The 25170-nt window shown below is 73.6% G+C and carries 24 protein-coding genes; 20 read left to right on the top strand and 4 right to left on the bottom strand.

Translation table 11 applies throughout. The features are described from left to right. Positions 1–87: 87 nt before the first annotated feature. From dnaK to ZF1_RS26610, 4 genes are all read left to right on the top strand, one after another. Positions 88–1953: a molecular chaperone DnaK gene (gene dnaK, locus ZF1_RS26625; RefSeq protein ID WP_482638603.1), complete on the top strand. Its 1866-nt coding sequence runs from the start codon at positions 88–90 to the stop codon at positions 1951–1953. A gap of 38 nt (positions 1954–1991) precedes the next feature. Beyond that, positions 1992–2690, top strand: coding sequence for a nucleotide exchange factor GrpE (gene grpE / locus ZF1_RS26620; protein ID WP_073576148.1), 699 nt, complete (start codon positions 1992–1994; stop codon positions 2688–2690). 88 nt (positions 2691–2778) lie between these two features. After that, positions 2779–4005, top strand: coding sequence for a molecular chaperone DnaJ (gene dnaJ / locus ZF1_RS26615; RefSeq protein WP_073576055.1), 1227 nt, complete (start codon positions 2779–2781; stop codon positions 4003–4005). Positions 4006–4010: 5 nt separating this feature from the next. After that, positions 4011–4466: a heat shock protein transcriptional repressor HspR gene (locus tag ZF1_RS26610; protein ID WP_304580136.1), complete on the top strand. Its 456-nt coding sequence runs from the start codon at positions 4011–4013 to the stop codon at positions 4464–4466. A gap of 29 nt (positions 4467–4495) precedes the next feature. On the opposite strand, the gene ZF1_RS26605 is transcribed toward ZF1_RS26610, so the two are convergent. Then, entirely contained in the window at positions 4496–5686 is a 1191-nt protein-coding gene (locus tag ZF1_RS26605; protein WP_482638602.1) for an MFS transporter, read from the bottom strand. 267 nt (positions 5687–5953) lie between these two features. On the opposite strand from ZF1_RS26605, the gene ZF1_RS26600 reads away from it, so the two are divergent. The 4 genes from ZF1_RS26600 (at position 5954) to ZF1_RS26585 (ending at position 10169) form a co-directional block, all read left to right on the top strand. Then, on the top strand, positions 5954–7510 hold the full coding sequence (locus tag ZF1_RS26600; RefSeq protein ID WP_482638601.1) for an ABC transporter substrate-binding protein: 1557 nt from the start codon (positions 5954–5956) through the stop codon (positions 7508–7510). Next, positions 7507–8448, top strand: coding sequence for an ABC transporter permease (locus ZF1_RS26595; RefSeq protein WP_482638600.1), 942 nt, complete (start codon positions 7507–7509; stop codon positions 8446–8448). Before ZF1_RS26600 ends, ZF1_RS26595 begins: the two co-directional genes overlap by 4 nt. Further along, a complete protein-coding gene (locus ZF1_RS26590) occupies positions 8445–9302 on the top strand; it encodes an ABC transporter permease (protein WP_482638599.1) in 858 nt (285 codons plus the stop codon). Before ZF1_RS26595 ends, ZF1_RS26590 begins: the two co-directional genes overlap by 4 nt. Before the next feature lie 63 nt (positions 9303–9365). Further along, positions 9366–10169, top strand: a complete 804-nt coding sequence (locus ZF1_RS26585) for a TauD/TfdA family dioxygenase (RefSeq protein ID WP_208822281.1) — start codon at positions 9366–9368, stop codon at positions 10167–10169. Between the two features lie 69 nt (positions 10170–10238). On the opposite strand, the gene ZF1_RS26580 is transcribed toward ZF1_RS26585, so the two are convergent. Next, a complete protein-coding gene (locus tag ZF1_RS26580) occupies positions 10239–11411 on the bottom strand; it encodes a globin domain-containing protein (RefSeq protein ID WP_482638598.1) in 1173 nt (390 codons plus the stop codon). A gap of 314 nt (positions 11412–11725) precedes the next feature. Here ZF1_RS26580 and ZF1_RS26575 point away from each other — a divergent pair, with 314 nt between their 5' ends. The 9 genes from ZF1_RS26575 (at position 11726) to ZF1_RS26535 (ending at position 20385) form a co-directional block, all read left to right on the top strand. Beyond that, the gene (locus tag ZF1_RS26575) at positions 11726–12535 is read left to right on the top strand and encodes a pyridoxamine 5'-phosphate oxidase family protein (protein WP_482638597.1); all 810 of its coding nucleotides are present in this window, start codon (positions 11726–11728) and stop codon (positions 12533–12535) included. 211 nt (positions 12536–12746) lie between these two features. After that, a complete protein-coding gene (locus tag ZF1_RS26570) occupies positions 12747–13091 on the top strand; it encodes a hypothetical protein (RefSeq protein WP_062398803.1) in 345 nt (114 codons plus the stop codon). Positions 13092–13309: 218 nt separating this feature from the next. Beyond that, a complete protein-coding gene (gene clpB, locus ZF1_RS26565) occupies positions 13310–15943 on the top strand; it encodes an ATP-dependent chaperone ClpB (protein WP_482638596.1) in 2634 nt (877 codons plus the stop codon). A gap of 50 nt (positions 15944–15993) precedes the next feature. Next, positions 15994–16323, top strand: a complete 330-nt coding sequence (locus ZF1_RS26560) for a YbaB/EbfC family nucleoid-associated protein (RefSeq protein WP_062398799.1) — start codon at positions 15994–15996, stop codon at positions 16321–16323. Next, on the top strand, positions 16320–16655 hold the full coding sequence (locus ZF1_RS26555; RefSeq protein ID WP_405420939.1) for a hypothetical protein: 336 nt from the start codon (positions 16320–16322) through the stop codon (positions 16653–16655). The genes ZF1_RS26560 and ZF1_RS26555 overlap by 4 nt, the downstream gene beginning before the upstream one ends. Next, positions 16652–17560, top strand: a complete 909-nt coding sequence (locus ZF1_RS26550) for a PPE domain-containing protein (RefSeq protein ID WP_482638595.1) — start codon at positions 16652–16654, stop codon at positions 17558–17560. Before ZF1_RS26555 ends, ZF1_RS26550 begins: the two co-directional genes overlap by 4 nt. A gap of 74 nt (positions 17561–17634) precedes the next feature. Then, positions 17635–18282, top strand: a complete 648-nt coding sequence (locus ZF1_RS26545) for a type III secretion system chaperone family protein (RefSeq protein WP_062403935.1) — start codon at positions 17635–17637, stop codon at positions 18280–18282. Between the two features lie 96 nt (positions 18283–18378). Beyond that, positions 18379–19347 (top strand): SDR family NAD(P)-dependent oxidoreductase, encoded by a 969-nt coding sequence (locus ZF1_RS26540; protein WP_476653105.1) that lies wholly within the window; start codon positions 18379–18381, stop codon positions 19345–19347. 30 nt (positions 19348–19377) lie between these two features. Then, a complete protein-coding gene (locus tag ZF1_RS26535; RefSeq protein WP_482638594.1) occupies positions 19378–20385 on the top strand; it encodes an adenosine deaminase in 1008 nt (335 codons plus the stop codon). A gap of 1 nt (position 20386) precedes the next feature. Here ZF1_RS26535 and ZF1_RS26530 read toward each other — a convergent pair whose 3' ends face one another. Then, positions 20387–21985 (bottom strand): flavin-containing monooxygenase, encoded by a 1599-nt coding sequence (locus ZF1_RS26530; protein ID WP_482638593.1) that lies wholly within the window; start codon positions 21983–21985, stop codon positions 20387–20389. 152 nt (positions 21986–22137) lie between these two features. On the opposite strand from ZF1_RS26530, the gene ZF1_RS26525 reads away from it, so the two are divergent. The 3 genes from ZF1_RS26525 to ZF1_RS26515 are packed head-to-tail and all read left to right on the top strand — an operon-like array spanning position 22138 to position 24112. Next, a complete protein-coding gene (locus tag ZF1_RS26525; protein WP_482638592.1) occupies positions 22138–22911 on the top strand; it encodes an SDR family NAD(P)-dependent oxidoreductase in 774 nt (257 codons plus the stop codon). Continuing rightward, positions 22908–23468: an orotate phosphoribosyltransferase gene (pyrE, locus tag ZF1_RS26520; RefSeq protein WP_405420949.1), complete on the top strand. Its 561-nt coding sequence runs from the start codon at positions 22908–22910 to the stop codon at positions 23466–23468. Before ZF1_RS26525 ends, pyrE begins: the two co-directional genes overlap by 4 nt. Beyond that, positions 23465–24112: a TrmH family RNA methyltransferase gene (locus ZF1_RS26515; RefSeq protein WP_405420952.1), complete on the top strand. Its 648-nt coding sequence runs from the start codon at positions 23465–23467 to the stop codon at positions 24110–24112. Before pyrE ends, ZF1_RS26515 begins: the two co-directional genes overlap by 4 nt. Here ZF1_RS26515 and ZF1_RS26510 read toward each other — a convergent pair whose 3' ends face one another. Beyond that, positions 24113–25105 carry a DedA family protein gene (locus ZF1_RS26510; protein ID WP_482638591.1) on the bottom strand — a complete coding sequence of 331 codons (993 nt, stop codon included), beginning with the start codon at positions 25103–25105 and terminating at the stop codon, positions 24113–24115. Positions 25106–25170: the final 65 nt, after the last annotated feature.

Raw genomic sequence — 25170 nt, 5'->3', positions numbered from 1 at the left:
CTCAAGGGCGATGCACGAGGCGCTCCCCGGCCTGGTACAACTTGAGCCGGACGCACTCACACCCCACACATCTCGGAGGCAGTCACCATGGCTCGTACGGTCGGTATCGACCTCGGGACCACCAACTCCGTCGTCGCCGTCCTCGAGGGTGGCGAGCCGACGGTGATCGCGAACTCGGAGGGTGCCCGCACCACTCCGTCGATCGTCGCGTTCGCGCGCAACGGCGAGGTTCTCACCGGTCAGTCGGCGAAGAACCAGGCCGTCACCAACTCCGACCGCACGTTCCGCTCGGTCAAGCGTCACATCGGCACCGACTGGAAGACGCCGGAGATCGACGGGAAGACCTTCGCGGCGCAGGAGATCAGTGCCCGCGTCCTGCAGAAGCTGAAGCGGGACGCCGAGGCCTACCTGGGCGACGAGGTCACCGACGCCGTCATCACGGTGCCGGCGTACTTCGAGGACGCGCAGCGCCAGGCGACCAAGGAGGCCGGCCAGATCGCCGGTCTGAACGTGCTCCGGATCGTCAACGAGCCGACCGCGGCCGCGCTGGCCTACGGCCTCGACAAGGGCGACAAGGAGCAGACCATCCTGGTCTTCGACCTGGGTGGCGGCACGTTCGACGTGTCCCTGCTGGAGATCGCCGAGGGCGTGGTCGAGGTCAAGGCCACCAACGGCGACAACCACCTCGGTGGCGACGACTGGGACGAGCGGATCGTCAGCTGGCTCGTCGACAAGTTCAAGTCCTCCCAGGGCATCGACCTGACCAAGGACAAGATGGCGATGCAGCGGCTCCGTGAGGCCGCGGAGAAGGCGAAGATCGAGCTGTCCAGCTCCTCGTCGACCAGCATCAACCTGCCCTACATCACGGTCGACTCGGACAAGAACCCGCTGTTCCTGGACGAGACGCTGTCCCGCGCGGAGTTCCAGCGGATCACCCAGGACCTCCTGGACCGCACCCGCAACCCGTTCAACCAGGTCATCAAGGACGCCGGCATCTCGGTGAACCAGATCGACCACGTCGTCCTCGTCGGTGGCTCCACCCGGATGCCCGCCGTCACCGAGCTCGTCAAGGAGCTGACCGGCGGCAAGGAGCCGAACAAGGGCGTCAACCCGGACGAGGTCGTCGCCGCCGGTGCCGCGCTGCAGGCCGGTGTGCTCCGCGGTGAGGTCAAGGACGTCCTGCTGCTCGACGTCACCCCGCTGTCCCTGGGCATCGAGACCAAGGGCGGCGTCATGACCAAGCTGATCGAGAAGAACACCACGATCCCGACCAAGCGCTCGGAGATCTTCTCCACCGCGGACGACAACCAGCCGTCGGTGCAGATCCAGGTCTTCCAGGGCGAGCGCGAGATCGCCGCGTACAACAAGAAGCTCGGCATGTTCGAGCTGACCGGCATCGCGCCGGCGCCGCGCGGTGTCCCGCAGATCGAGGTCTCCTTCGACATCGACGCCAACGGCATCGTCAACGTGTCCGCCAAGGACATGGGCACCGGCAAGAGCCAGGAGATGACGATCACCGGCGGTTCGGCGCTGTCCAAGGACGACATCGACCGCATGGTCAAGGAGGCCGAGGCGCACGCCGAGGAGGACGCCAAGCGTCGCGAGGAGGCGGAGACCCGCAACCAGGCGGAGACCCTCGTCTACCAGACGGAGAAGTTCGTCAAGGAGAACGACGAGAAGCTCCCCTCCGACGTCAAGGACGCGGTGAACGCCGCCCTGGGTGAGACCCAGGAGGCGCTGAAGGGCACCGACCACGAGGCGATCAAGTCCTCGATGGAGAAGCTCGCCACCGAGTCCCAGAAGATGGGGTCCGCCCTGTACTCCCAGCCCGGTGCCGAGGGCGCCGCGGGGGCCGCCGGTGGTGCTGCGGACGGTGCCGCGTCCGACGCGCAGGACGACGTCGTCGACGCCGAGATCGTGGACGACGACAAGGACGCCAAGGGCGACAAGTGACGGCCGGCGGCCATCCACGGGACGACAGGACGGTCGACATGGCAGACGAGCAGAAGCAGGAGGAGCCGGTGACCTTCCGGGACCGCCGCAAGGTGGACCCGGAGACCGGCGAGGCCCGTCCGGCGACGGACGGTGCGGACACGACCGGGGCCGCCGACACGGCGGCCCCGGCCGGGGACGGCGAGCAGGTCGCGGGCCCGGCCGACGGGGAGGACCCGGAGGTCGAGAAGCTGCGGGCCGAGGTCGCCGAGCGCACCGCGGACCTGCAGCGGGTCAGCGCCGAGTACGCCAACTACCGGCGCCGGGCCGACCGTGACCGCGAGCAGACCCGGGTCGACGCCAAGGTCTCCGTGGCGAGCGACCTGCTGGTCGTGCTCGACGACTTCGAGCGCGCCGAGCAGCACGGCGACCTCACCGGGCCGTTCAAGTCGGCGGCCGACAAGGTCACCGGGGTGCTCTCCAAGCTCGGCCTCGAGCCCTTCGGGGCCGAGGGCGAGGCGTTCGACCCGTCGCTGCACGAGGCCGTGCAGCACGAGCCGGCCGAGGGCTCCGGCCCCACGGTCACCGTGCTGTCCACGGTCCTGCGCCGCGGCTACCGGATCGCCGACCGGGTGCTCCGCCCCGCGATGGTGACCGTGCAGGACCGCCCGGAGGCCGAGGTCTCCGAGCAGGCCCGGGCCGATGCCGCCGACGGCGGCGCGGACGCCGGCGACGGCGAGCCGCAGAACCCCGCCTGACCAGGGCGGACAGGGACGTGACCGCGCGGTGCGGCGGGAGGCGACGAGTCTCCCGCCGCACCGCGGGTCTGATCGGGAAGGAGGCGGAGTGACCCAGCGCGACTGGATCGAGAAGGACTTCTACCGCGAGCTGGGCGTCTCCTCGACGGCGTCCCAGGACGAGATCAAGAAGGCGTACCGCAAGCTCGCCCGCGAGCTGCACCCGGACGCGAACCCCGGTGACGAGAAGGCCGAGGCCCGCTTCAAGTCGGTCTCCGAGGCCTACGGCGTGCTGGGCGACGAGTCCAAGCGCAAGGAGTACGACGAGACCCGCGCGATGTTCGCGGGCGGCGGCGGCTTCGGCGGGTTCGGCACCGGCGGTGGCTTCCCCGGTGGTGCGCGTCCCGGTGGCGCCGGCCAGGGCGGCTTCGACATCAACGACCTGTTCGGCCAGGCCGGCCGTTCCGGCGGTGCCGGGGCCGGCGACTTCAGCGACATCCTCGGCGACATCTTCGGCCGCACCGCGCGGAACAACGCCGGCGGTGCGGGCGGGTACGGCACGGCCGGTGCCCGCCGCGGTCAGGACGTCGAGAGCAGCCTGACCATCTCCTTCGACGACGCGGTGCGCGGCGCGACGGTGCCGATCAAGCTGTCCTCGCCGGGGCGCTGCGAGCGCTGCGGCGGCACCGGGTCCCGGCCCGGCAGCACCCCGCGCACCTGCCCGACCTGCTCCGGTCAGGGTCTGGTGAACCGCAGCCAGGGCGCGTTCTCGTTCTCCGAGCCGTGCCGCGACTGCCGCGGGACCGGCCGCATCATCGACGACCCGTGCCCCGAGTGCCACGGCGACGGCGTGTCCACCCGGACCCGGTCGCTGACGGTGCGGGTCCCCGCCGGCGTCGACGACGGGCAGAAGGTCCGGCTCGCGGGCCAGGGCGAGCCCGGTCGCGGCGGCGCACCCGCCGGTGACCTCTACGTCACGGTCTCGGTCACCCCGCACCGGATCTTCGGGCGGTCGTCGAAGAACTCCGACGACCTGACCCTCACCGTGCCGGTGACCTTCCCCGAGCTGGCTCTGGGTGCGACCCTGACGGTGCCGACGCTCGACAGCACCGTCTCGCTGCGGATCCCGCCGGGGACCGCCAGCGGCCGGACGTTCCGGGTGTCGGGGCGTGGGGTCGAGCGCAGGAACGGGAAGAAGGGCAATCTGCTGGTCACCGTCGAGGTGGCGGTGCCGCAGAAGCTGGACGAGGCGGCCACCAGTGCGCTGGAGGCCTATGCCGAGGCGACGTCGTCGTTCGACCCGCGGGCCGATCTGCTCGGTAGCACCAGGAGGTGATGGCGGTGGCCGGACGACGCACCCCCCGGGACGGGGAGGAAGCGCTGACCGTCGACGTCGCACACGACAGCCCGGTGTTCGTCATCTCGGTCGCCGCGCAGCTGTCCGGCCTGCACGCCCAGACCCTGCGCAGCTACGACCGGATCGGCCTGGTCAGCCCGGGCCGGTCCGCGGGCGGCGGGCGTCGCTACTCCCAGCGCGACATCGCGCTGCTGCGCGAGGTGCAGCGGCTCTCCCAGGAGGAGGGCGTGAACCTCGCGGGCGTCAAGCGGATCATCGAGCTGGAACAGATGGTCGACGAGCTCTCGGCACGGCTCGAGGAGGCCACCGCCGAGCTCGACGCGGTCCGTGCCGCCGCCGCGCAGGCCACGGCGGCGGTGCACCGCTCCTACCGGCGCGACCTCGTGCCGGTGGACCGGCGCCAGGCCGTCGTGCGCTGGCGCCCCGCAGACGACGGCTGAGTCCCCCGGGCGGTGCGGGCCCGGACCGCTCAGGCCGCCGTCAGGACCCCGCGGCGGGCCAGCAGCCCGAGCACCACGGCGCCCAGTAGCGGGACCGCGGCCAGCACCGCGAACGGCAGCGCCGGCGGGAACGAGGGGTCCAGCAGCGCGCCGACGCCCGTCGAGCCGACGAGCACCATCAGCCCGCCGAACGAGGCCAGCACCCCGAAGTGGGCGCCCAGCCTGCGCTCCCCGGCCAGCCGGGGCACCAGGTCCTGCGCGACCGGCACGGCGAACATCTCGCCGAAGGTCAGCAGCAGCACCATCAGCACCGCGGGTGCGAGCGCCCACCACCCCGGCAGGCCCGGCAGCAGCCGTGCCACCGCGACGACGGTGAACGACGCGGCCATCAGGCAGAACCCGAGCACCACCGAGCGGCCGGCCCCGATCCGGTGGCCCCACGTCGTCACCCGCATCTGCAGGCAGATGACCAGCACCGACATCAGCACGAACAGGAAGCCCAGTGCCGCGGTGCGGCCGACGCGCTCCAGCTCGTCGGGCAGCGCCAGGTACAGCTGGTTGTAGGACAGCAGCCAGCCCGAGTAGCCGGCCGCGAACAGCATGAAGCGACGGTTGCCCAGCACCTCGCCCCAGCCCGCGAGCATCGGCCGTCCGGCCTGCTCGGCCTCCCGCCACGGCAGCCACCGCCAGTGCGCCAGCCCCACCACCACGAAGCCGACGGCGGCGACCAGGCAGGCCAGCTGGAAGTCGACCAGCATGAGCGCGGTGCCGACCAGCGGCCCGGTGACCGTCCCGACCTGACCGGCGACGGCGAACATCGCGAACACCTCGGTCCGTGGCGGGCCCTCCCCGGCGCGTTCCCGCTCCCCGGCCTCGCGCGCCAGCGACGACTCGACGGCCGGCGAGAACAGGGCGGCCGCGAACCCGGTCAGGAGCGCCCCGCCGATGACCGCGGGCAGCGTGCCGGCGGCCCCGAGGAGGATGAATCCGGTCACGCGCAGCGCGCACCCGGCGAGCACGACCGGCTTCGCACCGAACCGATCGGTCAGGGTCCCGCCGATCACGAACAGCCCCTGCTGGCTGAACGTCCGCAGTCCCAGCACGAGCCCGACGGGCGCCGCGGCGAGCCCGAGGTCCTCGGCCAGGTGTGTGGCCAGGTAGGGCAGCACCATGTAGAAGCCCACGTTGAAGGCCAGCTGGGTGCTGATCAGCAGTTTCATGACCGGCGGGAGCCCGCTGAAGTGCGCCCATCGACCGACGCGGAGCGGAGCCGCGGGACGCGGGTCCGACTCGGGATCGGCGGGGCGGCGGAGCAGACTGCGGAGCACCACGAAGTGGTACCAGGTCGCCCTCTGCAGTCGCGACTCGATGGCAGTAACGACATATGCGCATGCATGCACACACTTGACCGTGTGTACAGGCTTACCGAAGATCTTCCGGGCGCCGGGTGACACACGGTCGAGGGGCGCCGGAGAGGACAGGTCGCCATGCCCGCCGCGCGCGCCGTCGTAGCACCCCGTCGTTCCCGGTTGCGGGTCGCCGTCGCCGTGGCGGTGAGCGCCGCGGTCCTCACCGCATGCGGTGGCACCGGCGGCGGGACCGGCCGGGTGGTCCCGGACGGGCAGGCCACGATCGCGATGGCCTTCGGCCCGTCGGCCGGCTACGGGGTGGACACCGACGACGCGTTCGTCGTCTCCCAGCTGGGTGTGACCGAGTCCCTGGTGGCGTCCGGGCCGGACGGCCGGCCGCGACCCGCACTGGCGACGGCGTGGGCCCAGCAGTCCGACCCGCGGACCTGGCGGTTCGAGCTGCGCCCCGGCGTGACCTTCCAGAACGGCGAGCCGCTCACCGGGCAGGCCGCCGCGACCGCCCTGAACTGGGTGGCCGGCGTCGCCGCGCCGCCGCGTGCGGTGCGCGGGATCGGCATGCAGGCCGCCGCGGACGGCGCGGACGCCGTGCGCGTCACGACGACGAAGCCCGACCCGATCCTGCCGCTGCGGCTGTCCAGCGCGAACACCGCGATCCTGGCGCCGTCGGCGTACCGGGCCACCCCGCCGTCGGTCCAGCAGACCGGCACCGGCCCGATGACGATCACCCAGGCGAACGGCACCCAGTCGGTGACCCTCGTCCGCAACGACCGCTACTGGGGCGAGCGCCCGCAGCTGGCCGGTGTCACCGCGAACTTCGTGCCCGACCCGGCCGCCCGCGCCCTGGCGCTGCGGGCCGGCGACGCCGACATCGCCCAGGAGCTCCCCGAGTCCAGCGCCCTGGAGTTCAGCGGTGACGAGTACGTGAACCAGACCGTCGCCGCGCCCCGGACGGCGTCGCTGATCCTCAACCAGTCCCGCACGCCCTTCGCCGACATCCGGGTGCGTCAGGCCGTCGCCGCCGCGGTGGACCGCACCGCGCTCGGTGAGCAGGCCCTCGCCGGGTCGGCGGTCCCGGCCTCGGAACTGTTCGGCCCGGCGGTGGCGTGGGGCTCGCAGGACGCCCCGCCGCCCGCCGACCCCGCGCGCGCCCGGCAGCTGCTGACCGAGGCCGGCTACGGCCCGGACAACCCGCTGCGGATCGAGCTGGGTGCCTACGGCGCCCGCCCCGAGCTCCCGACGCTGGCCACCGCCGTCCAGGAGATGCTCCGCGGGGCCGGCATCGAGGCCACCGTCCGCATCGGCGACTACGACGCCCGCGAGCCGCAGCTGCTCGCCGGTGACTTCGACATGTACCTGCTCTCGCGCAGCTACCTGCTCGACGTGCCGGACGCCGGCGCCACGCTGACCACCGACTACACCTGCCAGGGCTCCTACAACCTCAATCACTACTGCTCGCCGGAGTTCGACGCCCTGCTCGCCCCGCTGGCCACCGAGACCGACCCGGCCGCACGTCAGAAGGTCTTCACCGAGGCCGCGGCGAAGCTGACCGCCGACGTCGTCGGGGTCCCGCTGGTGCACACCAACGCGAACGGTGTCGGGCACCGGGTCACCGGCTACACCGTCGACCCGCTGGCCAGGTCGCTTGTCGTCCCCGGGCTGGCGACGACGGAGTGACCGCACTCGTCGCGCGCAGGCTGCTGGCGCTACCGCTGGTCGCCGTGGCCGCGGCGGTGCTGGTGTTCCTGCTCCCGCGGTTCTCCGGCCAGGACACCGCGCTCGCGATCCTGCGCAGCCGGACCGGGGAGTCCGACCCGGACCCGGCGGTGCTGGCCGCGCTGCGGGAGGAGTACGGCCTCGACGGCTCCTGGTGGGACCAGTTCACCGGCTGGGCCGGCGCGCTGCTGCGCGGCGACCTCGGGATCTCCTGGACCAGCCGTACTCCCGTCTCGGGCCTGCTCTGGCCCGCTCTCGGGGTGTCGCTGACCCTCGCCGTCGCCGCGCTGATGCTCGCGGCCCTGGTGGGCATCCCGCTCGGGGTGCGCGCCGCGCGCCGTCCCGGCGGCCGGCTCGACCGGGTCCTGACCACCGGCTCGGTGCTGGGCGTCGCGATCCCCGAGTTCGTGCTCGGGACGGCGCTGGTGCTCGCCTTCGCCGTCACCGTGCCGGTGCTGCCCGCGACCGGCTGGGGCGGGGTCGACCAGGCCGTGCTGCCGGTGGTCACGCTCGCCGCGTTCCCCGCCGCGCTCGCCGCCCAGCTCGTGCGCGCCGAGACCCTCGACGCGCTGGCCCGCCCGCACGTCGCCGTCGCGCGGTCCAAGGGCATCAGCGACGGACGGGTGCTGTGGCGCCACGGCGGCCGCCTGGCCCTGACCTCGGTGACCTCGCTGTCCGGGCTGTTCCTCGGCGGTCTGCTCGGCGGCTCGGTCGTGGTCGAGGTGCTGTTCGCGATCCCCGGCCTGGGCCGCCTGCTCTACGACGCCGTGCTGGGCCAGGACCTGCCGGTCGTGCAGGCCGGGCTGCTCGCGATCGTGCTGGTCGCCGCCGTCGCCGGGATCCTCGCCGAGCTGCTCGCGCTCGCGCTGGACCCGGTCGCCCGGAGCGCCGTCCGGTGACCGCCCCGGCACTGGCCCGCCCGGCGGGCGCACGCGCGCGCGTCGCGCGGCACTCGACGTGGTGGCAGGCGGGGGCGTTGGTCCTGCTCGGGGTGCTCGTCGTGGTCGCCCTGCTGCCGCTCGACCCGGTCGCCAACGACCTGTCCCACCGCTTCGCCGGGCCGTCGGCCGCACACCCGCTCGGCACCGACCAGCTCGGCCGCGACGTGCTCGCCCGGCTCGCCGTCGGCGCCCGGCTCTCGGTCGGGTTCACCCTGGTCGCACTCGCGCTGTGCGCGGGGATCGGGACGGTGCTGGGCGTGCTCGCGGCCTGGTGCGGACGGGCGGTCGGGCAGCTGTTCCAGCGCACCATCGACGTGCTCGTCGCGATCCCGGCGGTGCTGATCGGACTCGTGGTGGTCGCCGCGTCCGGTGGGGCGCCGGGCGTGTGGTCGCTGCTGGTGGCGATCGTCGTCGCCGGGTGGACGCCGTTCGCCCGGCTCACCTACCAGCTCGTGGTCCGCGAACGCGCCCGCGAGTACGTCGAGGGTGCCGTCGCCGTCGGCGCCGGGCCGCTGCGGATCGCGTTCCGGCACGTCCTGCCGAACCTCGCCCGGCCGCTGCTGTCGCACCTGTGCCTGCGGTTCGCGAACGTCCTGCTGACCGTGGCCGGGCTGTCGTTCCTCGGGCTCGGTCCGCAGCCGCCCACCCCGGAGTGGGGGGCGATGCTCGCCGACGGGCGGCAGTTCCTGTTCAACGCCCCGCAGCTCGTCCTGCTGCCCGCGCTGGCCGTCGTCGGGACGGCGCTGCTCGTCACCTCGCTGGGCCGCGGGCTGGAACGCCGGTGGACGACCGGTCCGACCGGACAGTTCTGACATCGCTTCGTTCCTGCCAGACTGCTGCGAGTACGGATGAACGGCAGGAGGTACGTCGTGGCGATGACCGGAACCGACGGACGGCGCAGGGGCGAGGCGCGACCGGAGCTCAAGAGCCTGGTGGACGAGACCGGGGTCGTGCCCCGCGCGGCGGCGCTCGGCGAGGCCCGGGAGGTGCTGGCCCGCGACGGCGTCGTCCGGATCCCCGGCGCGGGCCCGGACCCGGAGGCGATGGTCGTCGCCGCAGCCACCCTGCTCGGTGGGCGGCTGCGCGAGCTGTTCGGCATCCGGCCACAGGGCGGGACCGACTCGCCGGTCCTCGGCCTGCACAACGACGGCGCGTTCCTCGAGGCCGACGTGCACGGCCGCACCGTACGGCTGCGCGACCCCGACGAGGACTTCCTGTTCATGCACTGCACCTCCCCGGCGCCGTCCGGGGGCGACTCGGTGCTCGTCGACGGCTATGCGCTCGCCGAGCGGATCGCCGCGGAGCACCCGTCGCTGCACGGGTTCCTGACCGGCTGCGACGTGGACTTCTTCGGCAGTCGGACGAACCCGCCGCGCGGTGTGCCGTCGACCCCGCTGCTGCGCCGGATGATCGAGCACACCCGTGGTGGCCGGCGTGCGGTCCGAGCGAGCGACTACGCGCTGCCGGTGCCGCGCGAGCCGTACTGGGACACCCACCTCGCGCACATCGAGTCCTACGCCGACGTGCTCGCCACCGCGTTCGAGGCCGCACCACGGTTCCGGCTGGAGAGCGGGGACCTGCTGGTCCTCGACAACTACCGCTTCCTGCACGGGCGCGACGCGTTCACCGGCAGCCGGGAGCTGCACGTGCTGTCGGTGCGTACCACCGAGGCCTTCTGACCGGGCCCCGCGACGACGACGGCCGCCCTCCCGGCGCGGGAGGGCGGCCGTCGTGGCGTACGGGCCTGCTCAGTCCATCGTGAACGGGTCGTAGGTGATGCGGTCGAGCGGCGTGCCCGCGACCAGCATCCGCGACACCGTGGAGCGGATCATCGACGGCGACCCGCAGACCAGGACGTCGTGGTCGCTCCAGGCGCCGAACCGGGTCACGACGTCGGCCAGGGTGCCGGTCTCGGCCCCGGACGGCTCGTCCTCGTACTCGACGACCGGGATGACGTCGAGCCACGGGTAGTTGTAGGACAGCTTGCGCAGCGAGGTGAAGTCGTACAGGTCGTCCCATGTGCGGCCGCCGACGAACACCTGGGTGCGCGGCGGCTGGGGGCGCCGGCCGACCTCGTCGAGCAGCGCCTTCATCGGGGCGACGCCGGTGCCGCCGGCCACCATCAGCAGCTCGCGACGGGTGTTCTGCGGGACGGCCATCCGGCCCATCGGCGGGCCGATCCGCCAGGTCTCGCCGACCCGGCTGTGCGCGACGATCGCGCGGCTGACCCAGCCGCCCTCGACCGCGCGGACGTGGAACTGGATCGTCCCGTCGCGCCGCGGCGCGTTGGCCGGGGACAGGTAGCGCCACAGCCGCGGTCGGTGCGGTGTCTCCACCGAGACGTACTGGCCGGCCTGGTAGGGCACCGGCTGGTCGGTCGCGACGGTGACCACGGCCAGGTCCCAGCCGATCCGGCGGTGCTCCACGACCCGGCCCAGCCAGGACGCGGGCCCGCGCTCGGCCGCGGCGGCCTGCTGCATCGCGTCCGCGACGATCCCGTACGCGCCGGTCCAGGCCTTCTCGATCTCCGGGGTCCAGTTCTCGCCCGCGAACGTGGCGATCGCCGAGAGCAGGGCGGCGCCGACCGCGTCGTAGTGCTGGGACAGCACGCCGAACTTGCGGTGGTCGCGACCGAGCTGCTGCAGGAACGGGACGAGGTCGTCGGGCTGGTCGACCATCTGCACCACGTGCACGATGGCGCGCAGCAGCCGGCTGCGCTGCACCTCCATGTTCACGGGGAACAGGTCACGCGTCTCGGGCGCATGGCTGAACAGCGTGGCGTAGAAGTGCTTGCCGATGTCCTCGGCCTGCGGCTCGACGAGGGCGAAGCTGGTCCGGATGAGCTCGACGGTGCGCTCCGCCTCCGAGGCGGGGCGTCGCGGCGGGGCGACGTCGCCGGCGATCAGCTGGTCAGCAGTCATGCCTGGCGGACACTCTCCTCGGTCGTGCTCCGTGCCGCGGTGACACCGGGCGTTGCCGCCCGCGTTCCGCCGGTTAGGGTACGCGAGAGACTCCATCCGCCGGAACGGCGTACGCCGACCGACTCACCAGTGTGTGGTGAGCGGGTACGCATTGTCACTCATCATCCGTTCGGGGACGGCGGTCACTCGTCATGGCGTGGGTGGCGCCGTGGTCAGGATAGCGCCCATCGCGGGGAATGCCGACGTGGCGTGTCCCGGGCCGGTCGGAGCCGTGATCGTTTGGTCCTGGCCGCGCCGGATGGCACGGTTGTCCTGTGCCGTTGCGAATCCCCGCCGTCGTCCTGCCCGGACGGGACCGTCCGGCCACGCCGCCGGTGGTCGTCCCCGCGACCCCGGAGCGCGGCGTGCCCGACGCCCCGGAGGTCACCGACGGACCGCACCGGCCCGGCTCCGCGGGTGAGCACGCGTTGCAGGCCGAGGTGGGCAGCTCCGCCCGCGCCGGCCGGTTCTACGACGACCAGCTCCGCGACCGGCTGCTGCCGCGGATGATCGAGTTCGTCGGGCGGATGGAGATGGCCTTCGTCGCGACGTCCGACGCGCACGGCGAGTGCGACAGCTCGCTGCGGGCCGGCCCGCCCGGATTCCTGCACGTGCTGGACCCGCACACGCTGGCCTACCCCGAGTACCGGGGCAACGGCGTGTACGCCAGCCTCGGCAACCTGGTGGAGAACCCGCACGTCGGGATGCTGATGGTCGACTTCACCGAGTCGCTGATCGGGCTGCACGTCAACGGCCGCGCCCGGATCATGGACGACGACGCCTTCCGCACCGTCTACCCCGGACACGCGCGCGACCACGCCGCGGGCCGCCGCGCCGAGCGCTGGGTGGTGGTGGACGTGGAGGAGGCCTACATCCACTGCCGCAAGCACATCCCGCGGATGGAGCGGGTGACGCAGCGGCGCGCCTGGGGGACCGACGACCCGGCCCGCAAGGGCGGCGACTTCTTCGGTGCCAAGGGGACCGAGCCGCGGGTGCCACGGCCCTCCCGTCGCCGGTTCCCGAGCACGACGCACCTCGGCGCGGGGGCCTCACGGACGCTCCGGCGCCGCCCGCACGGCCGCTGACCTGGGGCGACGGTTGCGCACCAGAGGATACTCCGATCGAGTGAACCGAGAGCCGTGACCCGGGTCGACCCTGGTCGTTGACAGCAGCAGACCGTCACCGATCGAGCACGCTCGGTCGAACCCCCGGGCGGTCGGACGGCAGGCGACACCCACGGGCTCCGGGTGCCGTTCGCGTCGTCCTGTATCGGATACACCACAGGAGAAGTCAGACATGCTGTCGAAGAAGAAGCTCGGCCTCGTCGTCGCCGGTACCGCCGCCACGCTGGCCGCGGCCGCGCCGTTCGCCTTCGCGGGCGACTACGGCCACGACAAGGGCGAGCACCACGGCGCTCCGGCGAAGGCCTGCGCCTTCGAGGGCGGCGACGCCGACGCCAAGGGCAAGATCGTCACCGAGGGCTCGCTCAACGCCCTGGCGCAGGCCCCGGTCGCCGGCTCGAACATCGGCCAGGCCGGCAACTGCAGCGACTTCCTGAACGACAACGTCCGGGACAACGCGAACGACAACTTCAGCGACAACGACAACCGCGTCACGGTGATCGACAACAGCGAGCGCTGATCGTCGTACCCGTTCCACCCTCGGCCCGTCCGGATCACTCCGGGCGGGCCGAGGTCGTTCCCGGGAACTTTCCGGTGTTGAGCGGAATGGACTCAACTTTTCTGCGGTTGACCCTGTCGAGAGGCGCACCGGCCGGGCAGACTGTGGAGCAGCGGCCCGGGGTGCCGCTCCCCATCCACAGACCATCGACCTCAGAAGGACCGGGAGGAACGCGGAGCATGGACTCCTTCAACCCCACCACCCGTACCCAGCAGGCCATCTCCGCCGCCGTCCAGGCCGCGACGCTGGCCGGGAACCCCGATGTCGGGCCCACCCACCTGCTGGGTGCCCTGCTGGCCCAGGGCGACGGCATCGCCGCGCCGCTGCTGGCCGCCGTCGGGGCGGACGCGGCCGCCGTCCGATCCGAGCTGACCGCGCTGGGCAACCGGCTGCCGTCGGCGTCGGGGTCGTCGGTGAGCGCGCCGCAGCTGTCCCGGGACGCACTGGCCGCGATCACCGCGGCGCAGCAGCTCGCCACCGAGATGGGCGACGAGTACGTCTCCACCGAGCACCTGCTCGTCGGCCTCGCGCGCTCCGGGGGCCCGGTCGCCCAGCTGCTGGGGCGTCACGGCGCCACGCCGGACGCGCTGCGCGAGGCGTTCGGCAAGGTCCGCGGCTCGGCCCGGGTGACCAGCCCGGACCCCGAGGGCAGCTACCAGGCCCTGGAGAAGTACGGCCAGGACCTGACCGCCCGGGCGCGCGAGGGCGAGCTCGACCCGGTCATCGGCCGGGACACCGAGATCCGCCGCGTCGTCCAGGTGCTGTCGCGGCGCACCAAGAACAACCCGGTGCTGATCGGGGAGCCGGGCGTCGGCAAGACCGCGATCGTCGAGGGCCTGGCCCAGCGCATCGTGGCCGGTGACGTCCCCGAGTCGCTGCGCGGCAAGCGCGTCGTCTCCCTCGACCTGGGGTCGATGGTGGCCGGTGCGAAGTACCGCGGCGAGTTCGAGGAGCGTCTCAAGGCCGTCCTGAAGGAGATCACCGACTCCGCGGGCGAGGTCGTCACCTTCATCGACGAGCTGCACACGATCGTCGGTGCGGGCGCGTCCGGCGAGGGCGCGATGGACGCCGGCAACATGATCAAGCCGATGCTCGCCCGCGGTGAGCTGCGGATGGTCGGCGCGACCACGCTCGACGAGTACCGCCAGCACATCGAGAAGGACCCGGCGCTGGAGCGTCGCTTCCAGCAGGTGCTGGTCGGCGAGCCGTCCGTCGAGGACACCGTCGGCATCCTGCGCGGGCTCAAGGAGCGCTACGAGGTGCACCACGGCGTCCGCATCACCGACGCCGCCCTGGTCGCCGCGGCCGCCCTGTCGGACCGCTACATCACCGCCCGGTTCCTCCCGGACAAGGCCATCGACCTCGTCGACGAGGCCGCCTCCCGGCTCCGGATGGAGATCGACTCGCGTCCGGTGGAGATCGACACCGTGGAACGGGCCGTCCGCCGCCTGGAGATCGAGGAGATGGCGCTCGACAAGGAGATCGACGCGGCGTCGAAGGACCGGCTGGTGGCCCTGCGCGCCGAGCTGGCCGAGAAGCGCGAGGAGCTGGCCGCGCTGACCGCGCGCTGGCATAACGAGAAGAGCGCCATCGACGTCACCCGCGAGCTCAAGGAGCAGCTGGAGCAGCTGCGCGGCGAGTCCGAGCGGGCCGAGCGCGACGGCGACCTGGGCCGGGCCGCGGAGCTGCGCTACGGGCGCATCCCGCAGCTGGAGAAGGAGCTCGCCGCCGCCACCGAGACGGTCGAGCGCGCCGAGGACGTGATGCTCAAGGAGGAGGTCGGCCCGGACGACGTCGCCGACGTCGTCAGCTCGTGGACCGGCGTGCCCGCCGGCCGGATGCTGGAGGGTGAGACCGCCAAGCTCCTGCGCATGGAGGACGAGCTCGGCCACCGGGTCGTCGGCCAGTCCGAGGCCGTGCGCGTGGTGTCCGACGCGGTGCGCCGGGCGCGTGCCGGCGTCGCGGACGAGAACCGGCCGACCGGCTCGTTCCTGTTCCTCGGGCCCACCGGCGTCGGCAAGACCGAGCTGGCCAAGGCGCTCGCGGAGTTCCTGTTCGACGACGAGCGGGCGATGATCCGCATCGACATGAGCGAGTACTCCGAGAAGCACTCGGTGGCCCGCCTCGTCGGTGCCCCTCCCGGCTACGTCGGCTACGACCAGGGTGGTCAGCTCACCGAGGCGGTGCGGCGGCGGCCCTACAGCGTCGTGCTGCTCGACGAGGTCGAGAAGGCCCACCCGGACGTCTTCGACACACTCCTGCAGGTGCTCGACGACGGCCGTCTCACCGACGGCCAGGGCCGCACGGTGGACTTCCGCAGCACGATCCTGGTGCTGACGTCCAACCTGGGCAGCCAGGCCATCGCCGACCCGTCCCTGGACGAGAAGGGGCGGACGGACGCCGTCATGGCGGTCGTCCGGTCGCACTTCAAGCCGGAGTTCCTCAACCGGCTCGACGACGTCGTGGTGTTCCACGCGCTGTCGACCGAGGAGCTGACCCACATCGTCGACATCCAGGTCGGGGTGCTGGGGCGCCGGCTGGCCAAGCGGCGGCTGTCGCTGGAGGTCTCCGACGCGGCCCGCGAGTGGCTCGCCATGAACGGGTTCGACCCGGTCTACGGCGCGCGCCCGCTGCGCAGGCTGGTGCAGTCCGCGATCGGCGACCAGCTCGCCCGCGAGCTGCTGTCCGGCGGCGTCCGCGAGGGCGACACGGTCCGGGTCGACCTGGACCCGTCGGCCGACGGCGGGACCGGCGGCCTGGTCGTGGGCAAGGCGGTCGGGGCGGCCGACCCGGCGGTCGCGATCGCGAACTGATCCACCGGTTCGCCCGTGGGCCCCGGCGGTGCACGTCATCGTCGGGGCCCATGGAGCACTTCACCGCCGAGCAGCCGCACGCCGGGCGGACCTGGCTGGACGAGTACCGCACCCGCATCGAATCGATCCGGGTCCGGGCCGAGCAGGCCCGGGACCGGGTCGCGACGGTGACCGCGACCGCACGCACCCGCGACGGTGCGGTCGTGGTCACCGTCGACCCGTCGGGGAGCCTCACCGACCTGCAGCTCGGCGTGCGCGCGGAGGAGATGCCGCGGGCCCGGCTCGCCGAGACGGTGCTGCGGCTGAGCCGGGAGGCCGCGGCGGACGCGGCGGCGCAGGTGGAGGCGATCATGGCACCGCTGACGGGGGCCGGGCGGTGACGGACACCGGCGGTTTCTCCGTCGACCCGACGAGACTGTCCGACCACTCGCGCCGGGTGTCCGCGCTGGCCGAGGCGACGGCGGCCGCGGTGCCACGCTGGACGGACCTCTCCCCGGACGCCTACGGCGTGCTCGGCACGGTCCTGACGGGTGCGCTGCTGGCGCCGACCACGATCGGCGCACGGCAGGTGGCCCGAGGGGCCGAGGCGCTGGCGAGGGTGGCGGGCGACCTCGCCGAGTCCGCCGCGTCGTACCGGACCTTCGACGCCGACCTGACCGCCGAGGTCTGCGCAGTCGACGTCGGTCCGTCACCCGGCCGGAGCGGATCGTGAGCGCGCCGACCCCGCACCTGTTCGACGCGCCGCCGCCCACCGCCGAGGACCTCGTCGACGACCGGTTCGAGGGCGCGGGCATCGCCTCGTCCTTCCACGACATGGGCAAGGCCGTCGACGGGCAGGACGGCCTGGGCATCGTCTCGGCCGGAGCCGCGCTGGCGCTGGACCACGTCAGCGTCGTCCAGGACCCGGTGGCCACCCTGGGCTCGGCGGTCGCCGGCTGGGCGATGGAGCACATCGAGGTCCTGCGTGAGGTGCTCGACGTCCTGTGCGGCGACGGGAAGCAGATCGGGGAACGGGCCGACGGCTGGGCCCGGTTGTCCCGGCACCTGGAGGGCCGGGCCGAGGAGCTGGACCGGGCGATCACCGACGTCCCGGCCGTCTGGACCGGTGCCGCGGCCGGGGCCTACCTCGCCGCCGCCACCCGGCAGGTGACGAGCCTGCGGGAGCTGGCCGGTGACACCCGGGAGCTGGCCGGGCTGGTCCTGGACTCGGGGGTCCTCGTCGGGACCGAGCGGGCACTGATCCGCGACGCCATCGCGGACTTCCTGGGTTCCATCCTGTCCAGGATCGTCCTGGCCACCGCGGTCACCGTCGCCACGGCCGGCGCCGGGGCGGTGACGGTCCCCGCCGTCGTCCTCGAGATCGTGCAGTTCGCCCGCACGCTGGTCGCCCGGCTCGAGGAGATCCTCCGGATGCTGGAGGACGCCGCGGGCACCGCCACCCGGATCGGGCAGAGCCTGCAGACGCGTTCGCCGTCGAACGCGGTCCGTGCCTCGCGTGCGGAGTCCGCGGGCGCCGTCGCCCTCGACGCCGTCGTCGAGAGCCAGAAACAGCAGGCGTCCGCCCGCGAGACCGTTGCGGAGTGGGACGGGCCCGTCCCGACGGCGCCGGCCGGCTGATCCGCGACGAACGTGCACGTCCGGAGCCGTGGCGCTACCACTCCACGGGGCCCGTCGGGACTACGCTGCCCGGCATGTCGGTCTGGTTCGTCATCGCCCTCGTCGCGATCGTCGTCGGTGTCGGTCTGCTGCTGTTCGACCGGTTCCGCGGGGGCGCGACGCGGGACCGCCGTCGCTGGGCGTCCATGCGGGAGTGGGAGTACCTCGAGTCCGATCCCGTCCTGCCCAGCCGCTGGCGCTACGGGACGATCCACCAGGGCGGCCCCGGTGTGGCCCGCAACCTGGTCTCGGGCGACGTCCCCACCCCGGACGGCCCGCGCAAGGCCTACGCGTTCGACCACGAGCAGGCCGGCCGCATCAGCTCGGTGCTCTGCGCGGTGCAGGTGCACGAGTCGCTGCCCGCCGCCGTCGAGCTGCGGCTGCCGTCGGCCCCGCTGCCCGACGACGCCGGCCTCGACCTGCTCGAGCCGGTCGGTGAGCGCTACGCCTTTGTCAGCGACGCCGACGCCGTCCGCCCGCTGCTGACCCCGCGCGTCGCCGACGCCAGCGACGCGGTCGGCGAGGACGTCGAGCTCCTCTGGGCCGAGGACGCCTGGGTGCTGGCCGCCGCGCCCGTCGGCATCTCCGCCGATCGGATGCAGGACCTGCTCGCCGATCTGGCCGAGGTGGCCACCGCTCTGGAGGAGGGGCTGCACGCCCGTCGTCCCGCGATCGAGTCCTGATCTGTGGATATCTACGCAGCGTTGATCCACCGCAACGCGATGTGACCACCCGAACGCGTTAAGCCGAACGGGTACCGCTAGCCTGATCGTGTGGCTATGGCTCTCATCACCGGCGGCGGTACGGGTCTCGGCGCGGCTCTGGCCGACCGACTGGCCGCGCGCGGACACGACCTCCTGCTCGTCACCCGCGACCCCGAGCGGGTCGCCCCCACCGCCCGGGAGCTCGCCGCCCGGTACGGGATCCGCGCCGACGTCCTCCTCGCGGATCTCGGCACCCGGCACGGCCTGTTCCGGCTCGAGGCCTTCCTCGCCGGACCGGACGCCCCGGCCGTCGACGTCCTCGTGCACGACGCGCTCGCCGACGCGGCCGGCGCCGCACCGGACGGCGGGCGGGCGAGCGTCGACCTCGGCATGACGGCGACGATGCGCCTCACCCACGCCGCGCTGCCCGGCATGCTGCGTCGCGGCACCGGCGGGATCGTCGCGATCGGCGGGGACGAGCGGTCGGCCGCGTGGGCGGTCTCGTTCGTCACCTCGCTCGCCCCGACCCTGACCGGCGACGTGCACGTCGTCGCCGTTCGCGGCGACGACCGGCCGGAGTGGACCGCCGACGCCGCCGACGCGGTGCTCGACGACCTCGACGCCGGCCTCGTCGTGAGCGCCCCGCAGAGCGGCCCGGCCCGTCCGGGCCCGGCCCGGCGCGCCGTCGCCGCGGGCGTCCGTGCGGCCCGGCGCGGCGTCGAGCTGTTCGCCGACGCGACCTGGGAGCCCACCGGCGCGGCGGCCGTCGCCACCCCGGCCGCTGCGATCCCGGCCGCCCCGTCCGCCACGCCCGAGGAGCTGCTCGGCGGTGCCGGGCACCGGGAGCCGTCCCGGCTGCCGGACCTGCCCTCCCGCCCGGGCGCGGGGCGCGCCGTCGTCGCCGCCGGGGACTGCGGGCGGCACTGGGCGGCCGGTCCGGTGCGCACCGCGGCGCAGCGCGCCCGCGCGAGCGCCGCGGCCCGTGACCGCTCCCGTGGCCACCAGGTCTCGGCCTACATGACGTCGACGATCACCAGCTCCTGACCGCGCGGGACGGCACGGGATGATGTCCCGGTGACGACCACCGGGACCCCGCCGCTGCCGAAGGCCGAGCTGCACCTGCACATCGAGGGCACGCTCGAACCCGAGACCGTGTTCGAGCTGGCCCGGCGGCACGACGTCGCGCTGCCGTACGCCTCGGCGGAGGAGCTGCGGGCGGCCTACGACTTCACCGACCTGCAGTCTTTCCTGGACGTGTACTACGCCAACATGGCCGTCCTGCGGACCCGCGACGACTTCGCCGCGCTCGCGTCGGCGTACCTGCGGACCTGCCCGGAGCAGGGGGTCCGGCACGTCGAGATGTTCTTCGACCCTCAGGCGCACACCGCTCGCGGCGTCGCGATCGGCGACGTGATCGGCGGGCTCACCGACGCGATCGAGCACCACGCCGACGACGTCTCCGCCGGGCTGATCCTCTGTTTCCTGCGCGACCGGTCGGCCGCCGAGGCGGAGGAGACCCTGCGGGCGGCGGAGCCGTACCTGGACCGGATCGTCGGGGTCGGGCTCGACTCGGCCGAGGTCGGGCACCCGCCGTCGAAGTTCACCTCGGTGTTCGAGCGGGCCCGCGGGCTGGGTCTCAAGCCGGTCGCGCACGCGGGAGAGGAGGGCCCGGCGGGCTACGTGACCGAGGCCCTCGACGAGCTGGGCGTGCTGCGCGTCGACCACGGCATCCGTGCGATCGAGGACGACGCCCTCGTCGCCCGCCTGGTCCGTGACCGCACCCCGCTGACGGTCTGCCCGCTGTCCAACGTCCGGCTCGCCTGCGTGCCCGGCATCGGGCTGCACCCGCTGCCGGAGATGCTGGCGGCGGGGCTGAACGTGTCGGTGCACTCCGACGACCCCGCCTACTTCGGCGGCTACGCCGACGCGAACTACGCCGCGGTCCGCGAGGGCCTCGGCTTCACCGACGACCAGCTCCGCACGCTGGCCGCCAACTCGATCACCTCGTCGTTCCTCGACGACGAGGCCGTGCAGCGCCTGCTCGGCGAGGTCGCCGACTGGGGGGCCGCGGCCCGCGGGTGAGTCAGGCCGTCGCGGCGAGCCGGACCGGGCGCAACGGGTGCAGCGGGCGCCCGGCACCGGCCCGGCCCCGCTCGACGTCGAACGGCGACAGCCGGAACCGGCGGGTCCGCAGCTGGTACTCCGCGGTGTTGGCCGGCCACATGACGACGTTGACGCCCTCGTCGTTCTGGTAGTAGCTCGCGCAGCCGCCGGTCTCGTACACGGTGCGGGCCGAGCGGCGCCGGATCCGTCGCGTCCAGCGCTCCTCGACGGCAGGCTTCACGTCGAGCGCACGGATGCCCTCGGCCGCCATCCGGCACACGGCGTCGGCGACGTAGCGGGCCTGGGCCTCGGAGAACAGCAACGTCGAGCTGGCCCCGCTGGTCGCGTTCGGGCCCTGCATGAGGAACAGGTTCGGGAAGCCGGGGTAGCTCATCCCCAGGTAGGCGCGCGGGTAGGCGCCCCAGTGGTCGTGCAGGGACCTGCCGTGGGCGTCGTGGATGCGGCGCGCGATCGGGGCCGTCGCGCCGACCTCGAACCCGGTGGTCAGCACGATCGCGTCGACCTCTGCGCGGCTTCCGTCGCCGGAGACGACGGTCCGCCCCTCGACCCGGGCGAGCCCACCGGTGTGCAGCGTCGTGTTCGGCGCGCTCATCGCGGGCAGGTAGTCGTTCGAGACCAGCGGCCGCTTGCAGGCGTAGTCGAAGTCGGGGGTCAGCCGCGCGCGCAGCTGCGGGTCGGGCGTCTGGGCGGCGAGATGCCTGCGGCCGACCCGGGTGAGTGTCTCGCGCAGCAGCCGCGAGCGACGGGTCGCGGCGAGCAGCTCGGCGCCGACGTAGATGACGTCGAACTGCATCCGGCACAGCAGCGGGTTCGCCGCCAGCGCGCGACGGGTGCGCTCGCCGACGGGCCGCTCGGGCTTGGGCAGGATCCAGGCCGGGGTGCGCTGCAGGACGTGCAGCTCGGTGACGCGCGGCTGCAGCTCGGGGACGAGCTGGATCGCCGTCGCCCCCGTCCCGACGACCGCGACGCGCGAGCCGGTGAGGTCGGTCCCGTGGTCCCAGCGGGCCGAGTGGAACACCGGGCCCGGGAAGTCGGCGAGGCCCTCGACGTCGGGCAGCTTCGGGTCCGCGACCAGACCGGCCGCGCTGACCAGCACGTTCGCGGTGAACTCCCCGGACGGCGTCGCGATCCGCCAGCGGGCGTCCGCGGGGTCCCAGCGGGCGGAGAGCACGTCGGCGTCGAAGCGGACGTGGTCGAGCAGGCCGGTCGAGCGGGCCAGGCGCCGGGCGTAGTCCTGCACCTCGTGGCCGGGCGCGTAGAGGTCGCTCCAGTCCGGGTTGGTCATGGCGCGCAGCTGGTACAGCGGCGACGGCGTGTCGACGCCGACCCCGGGGTAGGTGTTGTCGCGCCACACCCCGCCGACGTCGTCCGCCCGCTCCAGCAGGACGAAGTCGTGCACACCCCGCCGTAGCAGGGCCAGGCCCACGGCGAGTCCGGTGAACCCCGCCCCCACGACGGCGACCCTCGAATGACGGGGCGACGGGCCGCTCGGCACGTCGGAGGTGCCGGGGGAAGCGGGATCGACCGGCCGCTGGATCGGCAGCGCCTCGGACGTCATGGTCTCGACGGTAAAGGCTTCATGGTGCACCGGCACGCGAGAGCGGCCCGTCTCACGAGGTCGTCGCACACCTCTGTCGCACGGGTCACACCCGACCCGTCGGTAACCGTCGCGCCTGCGCCGGTCGGGTGCGGACGCACTACGCTCCCCGCGTGCCCTCCGTCATGATCACGGGCGCGTCGTCGGGGATCGGGGCCGCGTTCGCCGATCGGCTCGCCGCCGACGGCCGCGACCTCGTGCTCGTGGCGCGCGACGCCGACCGCCTCCGGACCGCCGCGCAGCGCTACCGCGACCTCGGTGTCGCCGTCGAGGTGCTGCCCGCCGACCTGTCGGACCCGGACCAGCGGGCCCGGGTCGTGCGCCGCCTCGCCGACCCCGACGTCGCGCCGGTCGACCTGCTCGTCAACAATGCCGGGCTCGCGCTCGGCGCCTCCTTCCTGGAGAACGACGCCGCCGACCTGGCCCGCCAGCTGCAGGTGAACGTGGCCGCCGTGCTGGAGCTGACCCGGGCCGCGCTGCCCGGGATGGTCGACCGCGGCACCGGAGCGGTGCTGAACGTCGCGAGCGTCGCGGGCTTCCTGGCCGGGCGCGGCTCCACCTACCCGGCCGACAAGGCGTGGGTCATCTCCTTCACCGAGGGCGTCGCGGCGTCGCTGCAGGGCACCGGGGTGCGCGCGATGGTGCTGTGCCCCGGCTACGTGCGCACCGAGTTCCACGAGCGGGCCGGCATCGACGTCGGCGCCCGCCGCGGCCCGCTGTGGCTGGAGGCCTCCCAGGTCGTCGACGAGGCACTCGCCGACCTCGACCGGGGCCGGGTCGTCTCCGTGCCCTCCAGGCAGTACAAGGCGATCGTGGGGGTGACCGGGGTGCTGCCCCGGGGCCTGCTGCGACGCATCACGGCGACGTTCGACAGGGATCGCACATGAGCTCCGCACACACCGACCGCTCCCGCCTCGCCGCGCTGGTCCGGGAGATCGCCGTCGTCCACGAGCGGGTCACGCTCTCCTCCGGCGCGGAGGCCGACTACTACATCGACCTGCGCCGCGTCACGCTGCACCACGAGGCGTCCCCGCTGATCGGACGGCTGCTGCGCGAGCTCACCGCGGACTGGACCTACCGATCGGTCGGCGGGCTGACGCTCGGCGCGGACCCGGTCGCGACGGCGGTGCTGCACGCGGCGGCGGCCGAGCCGGACACCGACCCGGTCGACGCCTTCGTCGTCCGCAAGGAGACCAAGAAGCACGGCATGCAGCGGCTCATCGAGGGCCCGGACATCACCGGCCGCCCGGTGCTGGTCGTCGAGGACACCTCCACCACCGGCGGCTCGGTCCTGACCGCGGTCCGGTCGGTACTCCGGGCCGGCGCCGACGTGGTCGGGGTGTGCACCGTCGTCGACCGCGACACCGGCGCCCGGCAGGCCGTCGAGGCCGAGGGCGTGCCGTACCGCGCGCTGCTGGGGCTGGCGGACCTGCAGCTGGGATGAGCGAGCCCGGGCCCAGCGAGTGGTCGGTCCCCGGCCAGGTCGGGGTCGGCCCGTGGGCCGGGCCGTGGCCGCAGGGCGACCAGTGGGACCCGGAGCTGCTGGAGCACGGTGACCGGCGCAACGTCGTCGACCGCTACCGCTACTGGCGCCGCGAAGCCGTCGCGGCGGACCTGGCAGGCCGGGCGCACCCGTTCCACGTGGCGATCGAGAACCTCGGGCACGACCACAACATCGGCACGGTGGTGCGCACGGCGAACGCCTTCGGGGTCGCCGGCGTGCACGTCGTCGGGCGACGCCGGTGGAACCGCCGCGGCGCGATGGTCACCGACCGCTACCTGCGGCTGCACCACCACGCCGACTCGCACGGTCTCGTCGCGTTCGCCCGGGAGCACGGCCTGGCCGTGGTCGCGGTGGACAACGTCGCGGGCGCGGTCCGGCTGGAGGCCACGTCGCTGCCGCGGGACTGCGTACTCGTGTTCGGCGCCGAGGGCCCCGGGCTGTCACCGGAGCTGTGCGACGCCGCGGACCTGGTCGTGTCGATCGCCCAGTTCGGCTCGACGCGCTCGGTCAACGCCGGCGTCGCGTCCGGCATCGTGATGCACAGCTGGATCCGCGAGCACGCGGACCTGTCCGACGCCTGGTGATCAGTTGCCGTGCCGGGGCGGCATGGCGGGGCGGCCGGTGGTGTGGCGGTACGGCGGCTCCACGGCGCCGGGCTGCGGGCGCCCGGGTACGGCGCCGTCGGGGCCGTACCCGCCCGGCTGCGGGCCGGGACCGGCGTAGGGCGACCGCGGGGCGCGACCCGGCTGCGGGCCGGGCTGCGCGGAGGGCGGGCCCTGCGGGACCGGGCCGTCACCGACGGCGGGCATCCGCATGGTGACGGCGGCCGGGTCGTCCTCGCGCTCCGGTGCGGTCCCACCGACGGTCGCCACGGCCGCACCGGTCGCGGCGCCCGCGACGCCGTCGACCGGGCCGGCGGGGCCCCCGCGCCTGGACGCGGCCCGCGCCCGCAGCACCTCGAACACGATCGGCAGCACGGAGATCAGCACGATCGCGATGAGGATCAGGTCGATGTGCTCGCGGACGAACGCGAACTGGCCGAGGAAGTAGCCCAGCACCGTCACGCCGGCCGCCCACGCGACGCCGCCGATCAGCGAGTACGTCAGGTAGCGCTTCGGGTCCATCCGCGCGACGCCGGCGCTCACGGTGATGAAGGTCCGCACGATCGGCACGAAGCGGCCGAGGACGATGGCCCGGTTGCCGTACTTCTCGAAGAACTCGTGGGTCTTCTCGACGTGCTTGGGGTTGAACAGCTTCGACTTCGGCTTGTCGAAGATCGCCGGGCCGGCGCGGTAGCCGATGCCGTAGCCGACGGCGTTGCCGGCGAAGGCGGACACCACCAGCACCAGGCAGACCAGCCACAGCGGCACGCCGATCGCGCCCTGCGCGACGAACAGGCCCGCGGTGAACAGCAGCGAGTCGCCCGGGAGGAAGAACCCGAGCAGCAGCCCGCACTCCGCGAAGATGATCGCAGCGACGCCCACCAGGGCCCACGGACCCAGGGACTCGATGATCACCGCCGGGTCGAGCCAGTCGGGACCGAGGGCGAGCGTCTGCGTCGCGGCGAGAACCGTCACGTCGGGAAACGGTACCGGCCGGGTGATGTGGATCGACGTGGCCGTCGCTGTGGGGGTGCTGTGAG

It is taken from the genome of Pseudonocardia sp. ZF1 (genome assembly GCF_056835605.1).
Note: the sequence above shows the minus strand (reverse complement) of the source record. Positions and strands in the feature narration are given on the sequence as shown.

Bases quoted from the DNA above. Each gene is read 5' to 3' on its own strand.
- dnaK (WP_482638603.1), top strand. From the start codon at position 88: ATGGCTCGTACGGTCGGTATCGACCTCGGGACCACCAACTCCGTCGTC.
- grpE (WP_073576148.1), top strand. From the start codon at position 1,992: ATGGCAGACGAGCAGAAGCAGGAGGAGCCGGTGACCTTCCGGGACCGC.
- ZF1_RS26605 (WP_482638602.1), bottom strand. From the start codon at position 5,686: ATGAAACTGCTGATCAGCACCCAGCTGGCCTTCAACGTGGGCTTCTAC.
- ZF1_RS26600 (WP_482638601.1), top strand. From the start codon at position 5,954: ATGCCCGCCGCGCGCGCCGTCGTAGCACCCCGTCGTTCCCGGTTGCGG.
- ZF1_RS26585 (WP_208822281.1), top strand. From the start codon at position 9,366: ATGACCGGAACCGACGGACGGCGCAGGGGCGAGGCGCGACCGGAGCTC.
- ZF1_RS26580 (WP_482638598.1), bottom strand. From the start codon at position 11,411: ATGACTGCTGACCAGCTGATCGCCGGCGACGTCGCCCCGCCGCGACGC.
- ZF1_RS26570 (WP_062398803.1), top strand. From the start codon at position 12,747: ATGCTGTCGAAGAAGAAGCTCGGCCTCGTCGTCGCCGGTACCGCCGCC.
- clpB (WP_482638596.1), top strand. From the start codon at position 13,310: ATGGACTCCTTCAACCCCACCACCCGTACCCAGCAGGCCATCTCCGCC.
- ZF1_RS26560 (WP_062398799.1), top strand. From the start codon at position 15,994: ATGGAGCACTTCACCGCCGAGCAGCCGCACGCCGGGCGGACCTGGCTG.
- ZF1_RS26545 (WP_062403935.1), top strand. From the start codon at position 17,635: ATGTCGGTCTGGTTCGTCATCGCCCTCGTCGCGATCGTCGTCGGTGTC.
- ZF1_RS26540 (WP_476653105.1), top strand. From the start codon at position 18,379: ATGGCTCTCATCACCGGCGGCGGTACGGGTCTCGGCGCGGCTCTGGCC.
- ZF1_RS26530 (WP_482638593.1), bottom strand. From the start codon at position 21,985: ATGACGTCCGAGGCGCTGCCGATCCAGCGGCCGGTCGATCCCGCTTCC.
- pyrE (WP_405420949.1), top strand. From the start codon at position 22,908: ATGAGCTCCGCACACACCGACCGCTCCCGCCTCGCCGCGCTGGTCCGG.
- ZF1_RS26515 (WP_405420952.1), top strand. From the start codon at position 23,465: ATGAGCGAGCCCGGGCCCAGCGAGTGGTCGGTCCCCGGCCAGGTCGGG.